The organism is Paenibacillus sp. FSL H3-0329, from assembly GCF_037963285.1.
Classification (GTDB): domain Bacteria; phylum Bacillota; class Bacilli; order Paenibacillales; family Paenibacillaceae; genus Paenibacillus_AQ; species Paenibacillus_AQ odorifer.
Window position 1 is genome coordinate 768724 of record NZ_CP150150.1, and the last position, 16655, is coordinate 785378.

General features: G+C 42.1%; 16 protein-coding genes. 12 read left to right on the top strand and 4 right to left on the bottom strand.

Annotated elements, in window-relative coordinates; genetic code table 11:
* Positions 1-20: 20 nt before the first annotated feature.
* On the bottom strand, positions 21-1811 hold the full coding sequence (locus NSQ66_RS03390; RefSeq protein ID WP_076142561.1) for a flavocytochrome c: 1791 nt from the start codon (positions 1809-1811) through the stop codon (positions 21-23).
* A gap of 224 nt (positions 1812-2035) precedes the next feature.
* Here NSQ66_RS03390 and NSQ66_RS03395 point away from each other — a divergent pair, with 224 nt between their 5' ends.
* Complete coding sequence (locus NSQ66_RS03395; RefSeq protein ID WP_339192737.1) at positions 2036-3670, top strand: histidine kinase; 1635 nt, start codon at positions 2036-2038, stop codon at positions 3668-3670.
* Positions 3645-4427, top strand: a complete 783-nt coding sequence (locus NSQ66_RS03400; protein WP_036684791.1) for a response regulator — start codon at positions 3645-3647, stop codon at positions 4425-4427. The genes NSQ66_RS03395 and NSQ66_RS03400 overlap by 26 nt, the downstream gene beginning before the upstream one ends.
* Before the next feature lie 445 nt (positions 4428-4872).
* Here the strand turns inward: NSQ66_RS03400 and NSQ66_RS03405 are convergent, their stop codons facing one another.
* Positions 4873-5007 carry a hypothetical protein gene (locus NSQ66_RS03405; protein ID WP_256720279.1) on the bottom strand — a complete coding sequence of 45 codons (135 nt, stop codon included), beginning with the start codon at positions 5005-5007 and terminating at the stop codon, positions 4873-4875.
* 364 nt (positions 5008-5371) lie between these two features.
* Here NSQ66_RS03405 and ltrA point away from each other — a divergent pair, with 364 nt between their 5' ends.
* The 10 genes from ltrA (at position 5372) to NSQ66_RS03455 (ending at position 14693) form a co-directional block, all read left to right on the top strand.
* Positions 5372-6634 (top strand): group II intron reverse transcriptase/maturase, encoded by a 1263-nt coding sequence (ltrA, locus tag NSQ66_RS03410; protein WP_076317345.1) that lies wholly within the window; start codon positions 5372-5374, stop codon positions 6632-6634.
* A gap of 290 nt (positions 6635-6924) precedes the next feature.
* A complete protein-coding gene (scfA, locus tag NSQ66_RS03415) occupies positions 6925-7074 on the top strand; it encodes a six-cysteine ranthipeptide SCIFF (RefSeq protein WP_076098734.1) in 150 nt (49 codons plus the stop codon).
* Between the two features lie 122 nt (positions 7075-7196).
* Positions 7197-8591 carry a thioether cross-link-forming SCIFF peptide maturase gene (scfB, locus tag NSQ66_RS03420; protein WP_076142609.1) on the top strand — a complete coding sequence of 465 codons (1395 nt, stop codon included), beginning with the start codon at positions 7197-7199 and terminating at the stop codon, positions 8589-8591.
* Positions 8592-9367: 776 nt separating this feature from the next.
* Positions 9368-10201: a hypothetical protein gene (locus tag NSQ66_RS03425; protein WP_076142269.1), complete on the top strand. Its 834-nt coding sequence runs from the start codon at positions 9368-9370 to the stop codon at positions 10199-10201.
* A gap of 88 nt (positions 10202-10289) precedes the next feature.
* Positions 10290-10556, top strand: a complete 267-nt coding sequence (locus tag NSQ66_RS03430; RefSeq protein ID WP_076142270.1) for a hypothetical protein — start codon at positions 10290-10292, stop codon at positions 10554-10556.
* 580 nt (positions 10557-11136) lie between these two features.
* Positions 11137-11718 carry a hypothetical protein gene (locus tag NSQ66_RS03435; RefSeq protein WP_170914303.1) on the top strand — a complete coding sequence of 194 codons (582 nt, stop codon included), beginning with the start codon at positions 11137-11139 and terminating at the stop codon, positions 11716-11718.
* 130 nt (positions 11719-11848) lie between these two features.
* The gene (locus NSQ66_RS03440; RefSeq protein WP_076142272.1) at positions 11849-12178 is read left to right on the top strand and encodes a MazG-like family protein; all 330 of its coding nucleotides are present in this window, start codon (positions 11849-11851) and stop codon (positions 12176-12178) included.
* 20 nt (positions 12179-12198) lie between these two features.
* Complete coding sequence (locus NSQ66_RS03445) at positions 12199-12942, top strand: hypothetical protein (RefSeq protein WP_249267777.1); 744 nt, start codon at positions 12199-12201, stop codon at positions 12940-12942.
* Between the two features lie 15 nt (positions 12943-12957).
* A complete protein-coding gene (locus NSQ66_RS03450) occupies positions 12958-14091 on the top strand; it encodes a DUF2075 domain-containing protein (RefSeq protein ID WP_249267778.1) in 1134 nt (377 codons plus the stop codon).
* Positions 14092-14483: 392 nt separating this feature from the next.
* The gene (locus tag NSQ66_RS03455) at positions 14484-14693 is read left to right on the top strand and encodes a hypothetical protein (protein WP_170914304.1); all 210 of its coding nucleotides are present in this window, start codon (positions 14484-14486) and stop codon (positions 14691-14693) included.
* Positions 14694-14836: 143 nt separating this feature from the next.
* Here the strand turns inward: NSQ66_RS03455 and NSQ66_RS03460 are convergent, their stop codons facing one another.
* Together NSQ66_RS03460 and NSQ66_RS03465 are read right to left on the bottom strand one after the other, a co-directional pair.
* A complete protein-coding gene (locus NSQ66_RS03460; protein ID WP_076142273.1) occupies positions 14837-15466 on the bottom strand; it encodes a hypothetical protein in 630 nt (209 codons plus the stop codon).
* On the bottom strand, positions 15459-16304 hold the full coding sequence (locus tag NSQ66_RS03465; protein WP_076142274.1) for a hypothetical protein: 846 nt from the start codon (positions 16302-16304) through the stop codon (positions 15459-15461). Before NSQ66_RS03465 ends, NSQ66_RS03460 begins: the two co-directional genes overlap by 8 nt.
* Between the last annotated feature and the right edge of the window lie 351 nt (positions 16305-16655).

Here is a 16655-nt window from a genome sequence, read left to right on the forward strand (position 1 = left end):
CAGTTACACAAAAAATAAGATTACTCTGCTACAACTTGTTTGCCTGCAATCCGGCCGAATGTGAAGATATCAGCGATGGCATTACCGCCAAGACGGTTTGCACCATGAATGACCCCTGTTACTTCACCTGCAGCGAACAACCCAGGGATGACTTCGCCTTTTTCATTCAATACGCGAGTCTTCTCGTCGATCACCAAGCCGCCCATTGTATGGTGAACGGAGGGTACAGCTTTTTCGATGTAGTAAGGGCCTTTTTCAAGAGATTTCAATCCACCGCGATGTTTGAAATCAAGGTCATTACCTGTTTTCGCATAATCATTTACTTTATTAATCGTTTCTTTCAAAGTGTTCACGTCGATTTTGAAGAAATCAGCTGCCTCCTCAATCGTATCGGCTTTAAAGAGCAAGCCTTGTTTAACGAGTTGATCGTATTCGTCTTGATGAACTTCTATCGTTTTACCGATATCCTCAATACCTTGGTTCCATAATTGATACGTATATCCGCCCGTTTGGGCAAGAATTGCTTTAGAAATAACGTCTCGACGTTCTAATTCCTCAACGAAGCGCTTGCCTTCTTGGTTAATCAGGATCGCACCATCGAAGCGGGAATCTGCAACCAGGGAAATAACACCTGTCTCAGGATTACAGATTGGATACGTTTGAATACTCTCCATGTTTGTCAGTTTGGCGCCAATCGTTTCTGCCATAACGATACCGTCACCTGTAGATCCTGGTGTATCGGTAGACATATATTTTTCATCCATTTTAGGGTTATACTTCTTACGCATCTCTACATTGGATCCAAAACCACCGGTAGCGATGATGACGCCTTTGTTCGCATGGAATGTGATCTTGTCGCCAGTACCCGAAGTCGCAGTTACACCTGTTATTTTGCCGCTTTCGTCCTTCAGCAAGGTTTCGGCTTTCATATTCGTTTTGATCGTGATTTGATCAGCGTCTGTTTTGGCTTTTAACTTAGTAATCAATTCAACACCTGTATGACCTACAGGAATCAACGCACGTTTTCTGGAATGGCCTCCAAATTGGAACAGATGATCAGGTAAGAACTCTACCTTGATATCATCGCGCAGCCATTCGGCAGATGCTAGAGCATTGTCGGCAAGAATACGAACCATCTTTGGATCCCCGAGGTTGTCTCCGCCTTTCATCGTATCATCATAGAACAAGTCAGCCGTGTCATCAGTGATGCCAAGAGCACGTTCAACCCAGTTGTCCGGCGCATTCATCTCACCACCGGAAATCAATGTGTTGCCGCCAACAGCTGGCATTTTCTCGAGCAGAACTACATTAGCTCCAGCGCTCTTCGCTTCGATAGCCGCACTAAAGCCAGCACCCCCGGCACCGATGACGACAACATCATAGGTTTGCTCGACTTCTTCTTTGTCTTTGCTTCCACTGACTGCAGCGCCAGCGACAAGGGTAAGTCCAGACTTCGTAATTGCATCTTGAATGGCTTCGAGATATCCTTTGCTTGTAACTGTAGATCCGCTAATGGCATCAACTTTTGCGCTGTTAGTTGCCATGACATCTTGCTTGAGCTGCGTATAAACAGGTTCTGCAAGTACTTCATTTTCCTTATGCTCTGTCACTTTAATGTCAGTGATCTTGTTATCTAATAAGGAGACTTGTACTTTAATATCGCCATGTTTACCTTGCCCAACTCCTTCAAAGACTTGAACTCCGTTTGCATCTGCAGCGGGTTCTGCATCTTTACCGCCGCAGGCAGCAAGCGTGAACATAAGACTGAGGACTAGTAGAATAGATAACAGCTTTTTCGTGTGAGTTCGCATAATATCTCCTTCATTCTGTTGTGAATTGGTTACATACACTAGGGAGAGGAAGATTTGCTAGGCAAATCCTTTATCTCTAGCCTAGACATGAATGTTATTTCATGTGAAAATATGCACAAGACCTATTATAGATTTAGTACAGCATTATGTATTTGCACAGATTAGTGTTTTTTTGTCTTTTTCGGGCATGTAAGAGACGGATATTGTGAAGGGCTATGATTACAATGAAATCAATTCACTTAAAAATCACGTTAATCGCAGGAGGCTGCTTCTTGCTGCTGTTCGTTGCATTGCTTGTAACAATATATTTGGAGATGAACCATACGGTTGTCCCTTTGAATAAGAACTTAACGCAGCAAGTGGTTACTGCACGCAGCGACCAGATTGATTATTGGTTTAATCAGCGCATTGGAGAGATAGACATGCTTGCTTCTCTAGCTTCGGACCATCAGTGGACACGAGATGAATTGCTGCAAGAGTTCGATAAGTTCGAGGCGAAGAAGCAAGTAGAGTACGAATCCATACGTGTGGTGGATATTCACGGAAATTCCTGGTCAGCAAGGGACAAGCCTTTTTCGATACTAAACCGACCCTACTATCGAAAACTGCTGAATTCAGATTCCAATTATGTGGTGAGCAATCCGATCGTATCCAAAGCGAATGCAGCCGAAATCGTCGTCATTCTTTATCGTGTTAATCCATCGGTGAATGATGAGGTAGCTTATATTGCCGCAGCCGTCTCCGTCAAGAAGATGAAGGAGATTGCTCAAGATGTAATGCTATATGACCAGTCAGGCCAGCTTATCGTCGATTGCAGAGAGCTGGGTGAAGGAGATGGAGCGGAGGAGGCAGCAGATAAGAAGAACATGAGTGTATTTGAGGCTCCAATTCAAAATGTAGAGGGCTGGAAGTTAGTACTCAAAGTACCGAATTCAAGTCTATCGTTAGCGGTGATCAAAACCCAGCGGACTGCATTGCTGGTAGGCGTTCTTATCGGTAGTGCGTTTATCGTCTTTCTGGTGCTGCTTGCTTCTTCCATTATTCGTCCAATTCAGTCGCTTCGCCAGGTAATGGAAAATGTGCAGAACGGCAACCAAACCATACGAGCAGATGTTACGCGCTCGGATGAGATCGGCGATCTTGGACGAAGCTTCAATGACATGCTTGTTCAATTATACGCTGTGGAGCAGGACCGAAAGGAGATGGAACTCAGACTGATTCATGAGCAGATCAAGCCGCACTTTTTATACAACACATTGGATACGATCCAGTGGATGGCAACGGAACATGGAGCAGACAATGTGGTGGAGATGGTGGAAGCGCTTAGCGCGTATTTCCGGTTAGGGCTTGGCACAGGCAGTCCCTACATTCTGCTTGATCAGGAGTTGTACCATGTCGAGAGTTATCTTCATATTCAAGGTGTGCGATATGAGGAGATTCTGGACTACGAGCTTCGATATGATGAAAAGCTTGCTCAGTGCCAAGTCGTTCGCTTCATGCTGCAGCCTTTGGTGGAAAATGCGATTTATCACGGGATTAAGCCACTTGGGGATCAAAAGTGCAAAATTTCGATTACAGCATATAAACAGGCCGATTATTTGGTCATTAAGGTTGAAAATAATGGGGTTATGATTGCCGAAGAGAAGCTTGAACAGATGAATCAAGCCCTTCTTGATGATACATATGATCGTTCTGCCACAGGCTTTGGGCTATACAGTGTAAACCATCGCATTCGACTAGCTTACGGGATGCCATATGGTCTTGCAGTGAAGAGCGAAGATGGCATTACCGTTATGGTCATTCGAATACCTTTGGACGGGGAGTGGAATGAAGATGTGGAAGATTGTCATCGTCGATGATGAAACGATCATTCGCAAAGGCTTGCGACAATACATTGAGGAGAGTCCGTATCTTTTTGAGGTTGCAGGAGAAGCGAAAAGTGCAAACGAAGCATTGAATATGGTGGAGGAAGCCCCACCACATGTATGTCTTGTGGACATCAACATGCCGAATATGAATGGGCTCGATCTGATGAATATATTGCGCGAACGCTGCCCGTCGGTTCTGGTTGTCATCATCAGCGGGTACGATAACTTTGAATATGCGCGTCAAGCCGTGCAACTGCAAGCATTCGATTATGTATTGAAACCTGTGCCGAAGAGTGATCTGAACAAGCTGCTTCATCGGATCGATGAGCATCTTCAGGTAAAATATCCTTTGCATTCACATGAAGGCAGGGTGGATAAGGAGCGGGAGCTTCCCGGGTATACAGGGGATGGAACAGTGCTTATCCAAAAAGTGACGGAGTATATCGACAGTCATTATCAGGATCCGGAGCTGTCTATTACTCGAGTAGCAGCGCTATTTCATATCAACCAAACCTATCTTAGTAAGCGTATGAAGCAAGAAATCGGTGCTTCATTCCTTGACTATGTCACCGAGCTTCGGATATCGAAGGCGAAGGAGATTCTGGATGACGTAATGCCGAATATCAAAATCGGGGATCTGGCCGTGAAGGTAGGGTATAAGAGCCAGTACTATTTTAGTCGTGTGTTCAAAAATAGAGTCGGCTCAAGCCCCCTAGAGTACAAAAAGCATCCGTTCGGTTATGGATAGGAGGGCCATTCTCGTCCCTCTGCAGCACGTCATAGATGCTATGCTCGGAGTTGCTTTCTATCAATACGGTTGGATTTTAAACATGAGCGAGAAGATGAAGTTAAAGCATCCGATTGTGCAATATTTTTATGAACTAAGGCGTAGTACATTATAAAAATAAATAAATTCATTGAATATTCAAGAGCAGATAAAATGTCCGGAAGTGTCTTAGGGCTCCTAATATAAGTTTGTTCACACTGTCCACCCACGCATGTGGAGAATGTCGCTCTACTGGTAAGGAAGGATACAGTGCTATGAGATCCTTATATTTATTGGACTTTACGGACAAGTATGAGAAAAAATGTTGTTAAAGAGATGGCATTATTGCCGTCTCTTTTTTGTGTGCGCCCAGCATGGGCGCTATCTATAGGGTTGAAGTCCCGAATGGCGAAGGCAGTAGTAGCCATTAGCTTAAGGCAAGGGTGTCCACCGCGAGGTGGAATCTGAAGGAAGCCAGCGGCAAATCTCCGGTCTGAGGAATACGAACTTCATACAAGGCTAACGTAGGCTGGATGAGGTTGCACAACAAACCAAAGTCCATACTGCCAAAGGCGTACGAGAGTAAATGAAGCAGATAGATGGAGGGGAAGATAGCGTTCTTACCTGGGGAGATCTGTGTGATAGGCGAGTATACTTCGTAACCCTACTTGTGAGAGTAGGCTGAGTGCACAGAAGTCAGCAGACGCCATAGTACGCAAGCTGTTGCAACAGCTGCGGAAGGGCTGAACATGGAATAGGATTTATACATCCAGGCGTTCAAGATGAGCGATGAATGCAGAAAAAAAAATCCGAAAGGACCTGACTGAAGAAGGAAACGGTGAATCCCGTGGGGGACTTCAGCAGGGCGGAGTTCATCTTTGGCACAAATGGAAGGTATAAATCACGTAAAGAGAGGTTAAAAAAAAATGTTGGAGCAACTGCTATCACGGGAAAATCTTCTGCAAGCCTTAAAGCGTGTTGAAGCGAATAAAGGAAGTCATGGCGTAGATGGGATGTCCGTAAAATCCTTACGAGAACACATCGTACAAAACTGGCAGACCTTGCGGCATGCCATAGAAGAAGGAACCTATGAACCGAGCCCCGTGCGCCGAGTCGAAATCCCGAAACCCGGTGGCGGAGGTGTTAGGTTACTAGGAATACCTACCGTGACAGATCGAATGATCCAACAAGCAATCGCGCAGGTGTTAACTCCATTGTTTGATCCAGAGTTTTCCGACCATAGCTATGGATTCCGTCCGAAAAGACGAGGGCATGATGCGGTGAGGAAAGCTCGAACCTTTATGAAAGAAGGCTATCGATTCGTAGTCGACCTAGACTTGGAGAAATTCTTTGATCGCGTCAACCATGACCGACTGATGATGAAGATTTCGGAGAAAGTGGAGGACAAGAAAGTTCTCCTGCTTATCCGCAAATATCTTCAGTCAGGTGTGATGGAGAACGGGTTAGTAACCCCGACAACGGAAGGTGCCCCGCAAGGCGGTCCACTGAGTCCGTTATTATCTAACATTGTCTTGGATGAGCTCGACAAAGAACTCGAGAAACGTGGGCACCGCTTCGTTCGTTATGCGGATGATTGCAATATTTACGTGAAAACGCTAAGAGCAGGAGAGAGAGTCAAGACAACGGTCACCCGATTCATCGAGACGAGGCTAAAGCTGAAGGTGAACCAAGTAAAGAGCGCGGTAGACCGTCCCTGGAAACGAAAGTTTCTAGGATTTAGTTTTAGTGTGGACAAAGAACCAAAGGTGAGAATTGCGAAGCAATCCTTACAGAGAGTCAAGGTTCGAATACAGGAGATATCCTCTCGAAAGAGATCGATGAAGATGGAAGAGCGAATCAAGGAACTAAACCACTACCTCATGGGATGGTGCGGTTATTTCTCGCTGGCGGATACCCCAAGTACCTTTCGAGATATGGATAAATGGATACGAAGAAGGCTACGAATGTGCCTCTGGAAGCAGTGGAAGACCCCTAGAACCAAAGTCAAAAGACTTATATCCTTAGGGGTACCTAAGGATAAAGCCTATGAGTGGGGAAATACCCGAAAAGGGTATTGGCGAATTGCAGGGAGTCCAATTCTACAACATGTATTGAATAACCAATATTGGGAAGCCAATGGATTAAAGAGTGTATTGGACAGATACAACTCCTTACGGAATATTTCATGAACCGCCGTATATCGAACGGTACGTACGGTGGTGTGAGAGGTCGGGGGCTAGCCGCCCCCTCCTACTCGATTTCACTTTTTTAGTATTGCCCTGACTCTGGTTCCTGCTACCGCATCCTACGATCACAAGCATGAAAGACTGCACGAAAATTAACGTTGATACTTATGTTTAAGCCCTCTCTACTCTGTTAGGTGACGGGCATCATAGACGTTCTTGCGTGATGTTGCTACGATGTTCCATGGAAATTAAGTGAAAGTGATCACAAGAAATTACAGAAGGAGTTATTTATCGTGAAAAGAATCGTAACCCTAAGCACCCGCAAACTGATGGATACCGCAAAACACGGCGGATGCGGCGCATGCCAGACATCTTGCCAGTCCGCTTGTAAGACTTCTTGCGGCGTTGCAAACCAGAAGTGTGAAAATGCAATGAACAGATAAGATTCGGAATTTTACCGCCCATTGCTCTGCTGATGGGCGGCTATTTTTAAGAAATGGACGCTTCCTCTAAAGGATGGCAAAGCCGTTTCTACTAGTGTGCAAAAGGAGCTTGATTAGTAAGTATGATTCATCAATATAAACTAAATGGATACAATATCGTGCTCGACACTTACAGTGGCTCAGTACATGTTGTTGATGACCTAGCATATGAAATTATAGCGCTTTATGAGAAAACTTCTGTCGACCAAATCGTGACAATGATGTTAGAGAAATATAAGCATGATTCCAGCATTTCTGAGAGTGACATTCGAGAAACCATCGTGGATATCGAGGAGCTTATAAATGATGGTCAGCTTTTTACAAAAGATGAGTATGAGAACCTCTCGCTTGATTTAAAAAAACGAAAAACTTATGTTAAGGCACTCTGCCTTAATGTTGCGCATACCTGTAATCTATCATGCGACTATTGCTTCGCCAGCCAGGGGAAATACAACGGAGATCGAGCAATCATGAGCTATGAGGTTGGACAAAAGGCTATCGATTACCTGCTTGAAAATTCGGGTCATCATCGTAACCTGGACATCGACTTTTTCGGCGGGGAGCCGCTTTTGGCCTGGAAAGTAGTTAAACAGATCGTAGCTTATGCAAGAAGCAAAGAACAAGAATACAAAAAGAAGTTCCGCTTCACCTTCACGACGAACGGGATGCTGCTGAACGATGAGGTCACCGAGTTTTTAAATCAGGAAATGTACAATGTCGTATTAAGCCTGGATGGAAGAAAAGAGGTTCATGACCGGCTTCGCCAAACGGTTAACGGAAAAGGCAGCTACGATCATATTCTTCCGAAGTTCCAGGAATTCGTTCGAAAGCGCGGAGACCAAGAGTACTATGTACGGGGAACTTACACTCGTAACAATGTCGATTTTACCAATGATATATTTCATATCGCAGACCTTGGTTTTGACAAAATCTCTATGGAACCAGTCATCTGTGATCCAAAGGAACCCTATGCACTTACCGAGGAGGACCTCCCGGAGATATACAACCAGTACGAAATTCTCGCCAAGGAAATGATTGGTCGCGGTGAACAAGGCAAGGGGTTTACCTTTTATCATTACATGCTTGACCTCTCGGAAGGACCTTGCATCCAGAAGAGAATCACTGGCTGTGGTTCGGGAACCGAATATCTTGCTGTCACCCCTTGGGGAGAGCTTTTTCCTTGCCACCAGTTCGTAGGGGATGAAGAGTACAGCATGGGAAACCTCTGGGATGGCATCACAAAGCCAGAGCTGCAATGTCAATTTAAAGAGAGCAACTGCTACTCGAAGCCGGAATGCAAAGACTGCTGGGCTAAACTCTACTGCAGCGGTGGTTGTCCTGCCAATGCACTGCACGCGACGGGTTCCTTAATTGGTACCTATGACTTCAGCTGTGACGTCTTCCGCAAAAGAGTCGAATGTTCCATGATGGTGAAGGTGGATGAATCCATTAGAGCGATGGAAGGGCAATCTAGCTAGTTAACGTAACGGATGAATAAACTATAACCGAGAAATAGACACTTTTAAATAAAGTGCCTTTCTCGGTTTTTTGTATTAACTTGAGCATTCAGTTCCGTTGATCCTTTTAGGAGTATTGCTTGCGAGATTAACATCCATTGTCGTATTTATCACATCGCTCAACAGTGCAGTTCTCCAGAACTCGCGGACAGTTTTTTTGCTTCTAATCATGATCTTTCAAGTAAAGCTGGTACACTCATGTTAATTTCGTCTTTTAATCTGAGTTTATTGAATTAATTCATTGCGATATTACATGCCCTTTAGTGTCAAAGGCATTTTTTTCTCATGTTATCACCATCAGGAGCGATGGCTTCGTCAGCTTGGGGAGCCAAAACTAGCGGTAGTCAGGATATAGCAGGTTATCATTGGGGGGAATCTGAAAACTAGGTTTTTTATTTGGTTGTCTTCGACGTTCCGCAGAATTTTAAAGATTATATGGTGGATCGGTAACCACTAGATCTACGGTTTCATCAGCGATATTTTTCTGAGCGCCTTCTCTATACAAAAATAAAACATTTGAAGCTCTCTTGGTGTATTGGTAACGATGGTTATATACACATGAACAGGAACATATGATGTTCCGTGTTATATAAACTAATTACTACACTAAATTTCATGAATAACAAAAACCATATACCTCATAATATTCCATAATTAAACCTATTATTTATAATAATCTCCAAATAATGTAGAATGATAGAGTATTCTAAAAATAGGCGAAAGGGTGAAGTGCAATAATGACAAATTATAGATTTTTTAGTAAAATGAAAAGAACCTTGGTTGTTGTACCCTTAGTTTTACTTTCTGTATTCCCTGGATTGAGTAATGCAGAATCGATCTCCCCATTAGAATTGGCAAAAGAGTCTGTAAGTAATTATGTTGAAGCCGTTCAATCTGGAGATATAACAGAGGCAGTGAAATGGGTTGTTGATACCAGATTTAGTTCAGAGCAGGATCAAATTGAACAGTACAAGGAATCTTTGACCACCGACCCCTTTTCTAATGCAAGTATTGAGAGTGTTGTGCCTGATTCTGATAGTTCATTTATAGCTACTCTTGATCTAACCCGAAAAGAAAGTGGAGAAATAAACCAAATATCTCTTCCAGTAATTGAACGTGATGGAATTTGGAAATTGTTTTTAAACGGAGTAGAAACAAAGAGTACGGCTGTAGAAAAACTATCCAATTTACAAAATAATAAAAGTCTTATTTCTCCCCTAGCATCTACATTAATAGCAAGTTATGGAGACGAGACTGTTGGTACGGGTAAATCAACTTATAGTAGCCAATTTAATATGACACAATATTCTCTGGGTATAACAGGATGGCAGCAGGTTCCAGGGGTAACTGTAGAAAGCACGATGAGATACAGTGTTGTATATAAAGGTTTTTTTAGCGATGATACAATAGGGGAAAAATTCCATCCAGGTTTTAACACTTGGAATGGCGCTGCTTTTTATGAAACTATATCTGTAGCATCAGCACACCCTCCACAAGGTGTTTATCTAAAAATATCAAATCCAAGTGTAGCACATGCAGTAAGAATTAGAGGTCATGTCTATGAGAACTAATAACTAAACTAATAATCTCAAATCAGGAGAATGTATATGAATATTCTCCTGATCTTTTGTTAATATAAAATATTTATAGGAGGGAGATATGGTTATACTAAAAGATAGCGCCAATAAAGATTCAATCAAAGAACAGTATGATCAACTTTGGGAGGCACTGCTTAACACAGATGAACATAAAGTTGAAAATATAATTAGAATAGCTAACAATCAATTACTCACAAAAAGAGAAAAATGCATAGCTTTACTGAAACCCTTCAAAACACACCTAACATGGATTATTCCATTAAGCGCCCTTGTAGTAGCAATATTATTGTATGTAATATTTATATGGGTTTCATTATTAGTTGAATAGGGTTAGTGATATTTATGAAATTTATCAGTAAAGCTTTTAATGAACCACTAAAGTTTTCTCATATTCTTTAACTTTACGATAGAATGGGGGCCTTCTTCATTCCAATTCTTCTCGTCGCTTCTGTGGCAATAAACTCACCCGATTTCCAAGCCTCATAAATTTCAATGAATCTATTATCAGTTCCTTATTAGGGTCGTCCAAATGTAACTCACTCAACTCGAGTTACACCAATGCCTTCGCCAGCCTCGAACGATTCTCTTTTCGTTACTGTTCAGCGACATAAGCCAAAAGCTTAAGAACTGATCCTCCATCGTCTTAAACTTTCGGGAATCAAACAATGTTTCGTTATCCAGACATACAATCCCGCACCGATCTCTCGCGTAATATGTTTTTCTAAATCCTCCTTTCACGACAATCTTTCCCACAGTTAACTAGCTTGAAATATGAAGTTATTCATGTTCATTCTACTAAAGAATACAAACCATACGAGAACTAACGTGAGAAACCGGTAGGTGTGACTGTTACGGATGTAACGTACAATGGGGCTAATAACGGTACCATTCAGAATCTGACAGTCCAAATGGAATACAAAATAGGCAGCACTGGTCTTTGGACAGAAGTTACAGACACAATGATTACTGACCTTGCGCCAGACACGTATTATGTTCGGGAAAAGGCAACGGCAACAGCATTCGCTTCTATTGCCACTCAGATTACTGTTCATGACTCGAATGCTGTCATCCCGTCCGCGCCTGAAGTCACGGCTGATGATCTGAACAATACGATTGTTGGTCTGGACACAAGTATGGAATTTTCTGTGGACGACGGACCTTACGTATGGTACGACGGAACCAACTTGCCGGATTTGAGTGGTGAGCACATCGTTAAGGTACGTGTGGTAGCTAGCGGGTCCGTTCCGGCGGGACCGGCAACCATGCTGACTTTTACAATTAATATGCTTAACCCTGCGGGTGGCCTGAAGGTGAGCGCCATCGATCCAAGTGGCTCGGCAAATAACGGCTATACACAAATCACCGATACGCCTGCACTGGCTGAAGGGCATAAGCTCTTTTATAAGAACTTTGGCGCTGGTAGCGTAGTCGTACCAAATGTGGGAGATGCCCTGACTGGATATACGCTTTTAGTCAGTGAGGACTTCTGATTAACAGGAGTCTTTTTCTTTTTAATTTGTAGGAATTTCGTGGATTTACATTGAGGATTGGGCTATCATTGTTTTGTGCAGAGCAAGTGCTAGAGATTGAATTTGAACAACATGACAGACGGGGGTACAAATGGACGAACTAATCGAAAAAATTATCCAATTCCGCGACGAAAGGGACTGGAAGCAATTCCATGATCCCAAAGATCTGGCTCTTTCCATTTCGTTGGAGTCGAGTGAACTGTTGGAACTCTTCCAATGGAAGAACAGCCAGCAAGCCATAGAGCAAAATTATTCCGACATGCAGGACGAAATCGCTGATATTCTCATCTACACACTAACGCTCGTTCATGATTTGAAAATCGACGTAAAGGATGCCATCCTTCAGAAAATAAACAAAAATGCGGAGAAATATCCAGTATCCCGTTTCAAGGGAAGTTCGCAAAAAAGTACGCGGCAGTGAACGAATAGGGGAGAAGCACCATGATTATCTATGAATCGACCAAGCAGCAATTTATGAATGATGTGACCGAAGACAGCATCGCAGTAAAGATTCATAACCAGTATGTCCAAAAAGTCGGCAGAGTTTCCATGGGAGAAATCAACGCATGGAACAATTCAATGAACTACCTTTATAAAGTATTAAACACATCAACCATTCCAGATGACGTAGGAATCGCGATTGAATATAAAATTCCAGCGACCTCGAGAAGAGTCGACTTCATGATTACAGGTTTGAATGAAAAGGATCAATACTCCGTCGTCATCGTCGAGCTTAAGCAGTGGACAGAAGTTGAAACGGTTGAGGATGCAGATGGTCTTGTTAAAACTCGCTATAACCGAACAAAGACTAAAACGCAGCATCCTTCTTATCAGGCATGGTCTTATGCTAGGTTGATTAGGGATTATAATGAGACCGTGCAGAACGAAGCGGTCCAGCTCTATCCTTGTGCTTATTTACATAACTATATACGGACCGATAACGACCCTCTATTGCATCCTGTCTACAATCAATACATTGAGGAGGCTCCTATCTTCTCGAAGGGGGATGTTCTAAAGTTAAGAGGGTTTATCTCAACCTACATCAAAAAAACTGATAGAAGTAAATCGCTGTACCTCATTGAACATGGCAAAATTAAACCCTCTAAATCACTGCAGGATTCACTCGTTAGCATGCTGCAGGGAAATCAAGAATTCATCATGATTGACGATCAGAAGGTAGTATAAGAGGAAGCGTTAAGATTGGCGCAGCAGGCCCAGTCGGGAAAGAAACAAGTCTTGATTGTCGAAGGCGGACCAGGGACAGGTAAGTCGGTTCTCGGAATTAATCTTTTGGTAGAGCTTACGGCACGGGAACTAGTCTGCCAATATGTAACCAAAAATAGCGCTCCTCGTGCCGTATATATGAAAAAGCTGCAGCAAAACGTAAAGAGATCAGTCATTGATAACTTGTTTAAGGGATCAGGCGTTTACTATGAAGCATTGCCCGATGAATTCGGTTGCTTGATTGTTGACGAGGCTCATCGCTTAAATGAAAAGTCGGGTTTGTTCAAAAATAAAGGAATTAATCAAACCATGGAGATTATCCGCGCTGCTCGGTTTTCTGTATTTTTTATCGATGAATATCAGAAGATTGCGATGCACGATGTTGGCAGCAAAGAGCAGATTAGAGGGTATGCGAAGCAAATGGACGCGGATATCACGGAGTTGACATTGGCTTCTCAATTTCGGTGCAATGGCTCCGATGGATATCTGGCATGGCTCGATGATGTACTCGATATCCGTGAAACGGCAAATGCAGATGGTTTCGATTTCGACTATGACATTCGACTCTATGATGACCCGAATGAATTACGGGACGAAATCTTCAGCAAAAATCAGATAAATAATAAGGCAAGAATGCTTGCCGGATACTGCTGGGATTGGAAGACGGATGGAAAGAACAATCCTGGCGTTCATGACATTCAATTAGATCGCTATCAATTTTTCATGAGCTGGAACCTTAACAATACGACGACCTGGGCGATCGACCCTGAATCCATCGAACAAGTGGGCTGCATACATACCTCACAGGGACTTGAATTTGAATATGTCGGAGTTATCATTGGCGAAGATATGCGTTTTGAAAATAACCGTATCATTACCGACCCGTTTAAACGTGCGAAGACGGATAAATCTCTTTCTGGCTTCAAGACCTTGTATAAGAAAGATAAGGACGGGGCGCTCCGAATGGCCGATCAAATTATACGAAACACCTACAGGACTTTGATGACCCGGGGAACGAAGGGATGCTATATCTACTGTGTGGACCCTCATCTGAAGGCGTACTTACAAAGGCGATTGGCTATCCAAAGTTCGGTGGTAATTTCGGGATAAGGCCATTTGAGGGCTATGGAGAGTTATATCATTAATTTGAAAAAATTGAGGATCGGATGAATGGAGCGGGGGTAACCCGGAGCCAATCAGCCTTTCCTCTGTTTTGTTATGGAAGGTTTAAATGTTCTGGATTAAATTAAAGCAGCAACTGGAGGGTTTTCTCAGTCCTGCGTTAGATGGACGGAGGGGATACCGCGCACATGGTTACCGTTATCTGCTGATAAATCAGGGATTTACTATTTCTGGGTAGTTAAGAAGAACGTGCTCATTAAGAGTGATAAGACGAACGACCAGATGGTATCAATAGAGCTGGAAATAAGAATGATTCAGATACCCAAACTCCTGTCACTAGTAACGACATTAAAGCTGTCGGAAAAGCTGCCAAGGTGCCAGTGCCGGAGGATCGCCTAATCGTAATGTCCGGAAGCAGAAAAAGTACGGAACATGCCAAAGGGCTAATGCCAGCACAGGTTGCATTCAGTAAAACGTATTTTATTGTTGTAACTAACCGTTTTATAGTGAAAAGCATGAAGAGCAAGACAACATTACTCCAAAGAGGGTTCCATCGCACTTGTGTAGTCATGGACATCTCCAGACGTTAAATACAGGCGAAATGGATTCCCCAGCACGTTTGCTATGGCGTGGATTGTTTTGTGATGCCCCTTTGGGGCAGTCCGATTTTCTTGTTGGTTTCTTTTGTTATGATTTTGATGAAGTAGAGCCTAGTTAAGATTAGTTTTTGATTTTATTTTTTCCAGATAAAATTATCTAACTCACAAATAGTAGTATGTATGAGGGCTAAGCTAATAGCGAGCTGGCTCTCTTTTATTATAGCTGTACCACTTAGTAGTCCCCAACGATCGACAGAGATATATAGCAAGTCTGCTGAACCAGACAGAATTCCACTATACCAAATTAAATCAGAGTCATCGGTGTTCCACTGTTCTACATTAAATTCTGAAAACTCCCCTATATTAAACAAAGGGATTTCCCCACTTGGGTTAAAACCTCTTAATTCAAATCTGAGGTCTTCATCAAGTTTAGACATTACTGATATAGAATATTTCCATTTTGTACTTGTATACTTTGGTATTATATTATGTTTGTTCTCAAGTTTCAATTTGGCTACATCGAATAAGTAAAGCTGTTGTTTCAAGTGATTTTCTTTAACTGAATTGGTAACAGGCTCTCGCATTATTTCTGTTTTTTTTGGAATTTCTTTTTTTCTTTCTCTAACTACAGGTTTTAATACGTATGATAATCCACCTTCCATTTCCTCAAGCTCACTATATATATTTTCTGCCTCGTCAGTGGCTCCTATCCATTGACATAGACGAGCCATTTGAAACTTTTGGACTATAGATTCTTTATCCAATTATTCTACCTCCTAATAGACTGTTGAATTGGCTGATTGTAGGATTAATAGGAAGAGGAGTTAAATTTGTTCCTCTAACATCTCCTAAAATGATTTTTTGTACATTAATGAGTTCGGTGGCTTTGGGTATTATTAAATGAAGATTGATATTTGTAGTAGGGATTACATCTATCTGAGCTATTACACCAAAACCAGCCATTGAAGTAACCTTTCCCCAATAAGATATTAATTGGTTCAATGCATCTCTAATTTGCCTATTTCCTTTGTCTCTTCTACTTTTACATTCAATAGGAAATGGATCATGCCAAGAAGAATTATTCAAAGTATTAAGCAATTCGTTTTTATTAGAACTATTTTTAGCTTTTTGAATTAGGGGAATAAGCATACTCGGTTGAATATCTAAGCAAAGATCAGGCGCTTTAACATTTCCCTTCAAATGAGCCATTTGAAAAGGTTTAAGTCCGACTTCTTTTTGTAGAAATGTTGTTGTAAGGACTTCGCCTATTAATCCTGTTACCCCTGGTGCGGCGTCTTTATATTGACGCCCTCTAAAAGAGGAGGGGACGAATGTTTGAAGTTGATTAGTGATACCTCCAATTGGAAGTAAATGACTCACATGATTCCAGTGAGCATAGTCATCATAATGCTGACCAACAACTTTAACATAGGTGTCTCCCCACTTTTCTCCCTGATCATCAAGGTAAGAAAGAGTTGTGGTAAAAGATCCTGAAACTATTGGGGATTTCCTTGTATTAACACCAAGTTTAATAGACCAATTTATGATTTTTGGCTTACTCAACCAACTTAGAACTAATGAATTCGAGCCTGTATTTGTCATCTTTATCCTCTCAAATCTATAGAATGGAATTAGTATGAAGAATTCGTTAAAATATTCCGAAAATCCTTCAAGACTAACATTAAATATAAGCTGGGAAAGTAATGCGGAGAGTAAGTATTTTAAGAAGAGTTAGGCAACAAGGAATGAAAATTTTCAAGGATCACTTTTTGAAGTTTAATTAATTTAATCTTTTTGTAAGCTCATGAGGAAGCTGTTTGCTTGTTTTTATTAGGGTACGAATGCAAGTGAAACCTAATCTCAGTGTCTCGTTCTGTTCCAAAAGCAGGAAGAAAGAACTATGAAGTCGAAATTTACATAAAAGGGAGATTTTTTATTGGGGATTAATGCGTA

Excerpts from the sequence above, each read along its gene's own strand:
- NSQ66_RS03390 (WP_076142561.1), bottom strand. The coding sequence starts at position 1,811 with ATGCGAACTCACACGAAAAAGCTGTTATCTATTCTACTAGTCCTCAGT.
- NSQ66_RS03395 (WP_339192737.1), top strand. The coding sequence starts at position 2,036 with ATGAAATCAATTCACTTAAAAATCACGTTAATCGCAGGAGGCTGCTTC.
- NSQ66_RS03400 (WP_036684791.1), top strand. The coding sequence starts at position 3,645 with ATGTGGAAGATTGTCATCGTCGATGATGAAACGATCATTCGCAAAGGC.
- NSQ66_RS03405 (WP_256720279.1), bottom strand. The coding sequence starts at position 5,007 with ATGGACTTTGGTTTGTTGTGCAACCTCATCCAGCCTACGTTAGCCTTG.
- ltrA (WP_076317345.1), top strand. The coding sequence starts at position 5,372 with ATGTTGGAGCAACTGCTATCACGGGAAAATCTTCTGCAAGCCTTAAAG.
- scfB (WP_076142609.1), top strand. The coding sequence starts at position 7,197 with ATGATTCATCAATATAAACTAAATGGATACAATATCGTGCTCGACACT.
- NSQ66_RS03425 (WP_076142269.1), top strand. The coding sequence starts at position 9,368 with ATGACAAATTATAGATTTTTTAGTAAAATGAAAAGAACCTTGGTTGTT.
- NSQ66_RS03430 (WP_076142270.1), top strand. The coding sequence starts at position 10,290 with ATGGTTATACTAAAAGATAGCGCCAATAAAGATTCAATCAAAGAACAG.
- NSQ66_RS03435 (WP_170914303.1), top strand. The coding sequence starts at position 11,137 with ATGGAATACAAAATAGGCAGCACTGGTCTTTGGACAGAAGTTACAGAC.
- NSQ66_RS03440 (WP_076142272.1), top strand. The coding sequence starts at position 11,849 with ATGGACGAACTAATCGAAAAAATTATCCAATTCCGCGACGAAAGGGAC.
- NSQ66_RS03445 (WP_249267777.1), top strand. The coding sequence starts at position 12,199 with ATGATTATCTATGAATCGACCAAGCAGCAATTTATGAATGATGTGACC.
- NSQ66_RS03465 (WP_076142274.1), bottom strand. The coding sequence starts at position 16,304 with ATGACAAATACAGGCTCGAATTCATTAGTTCTAAGTTGGTTGAGTAAG.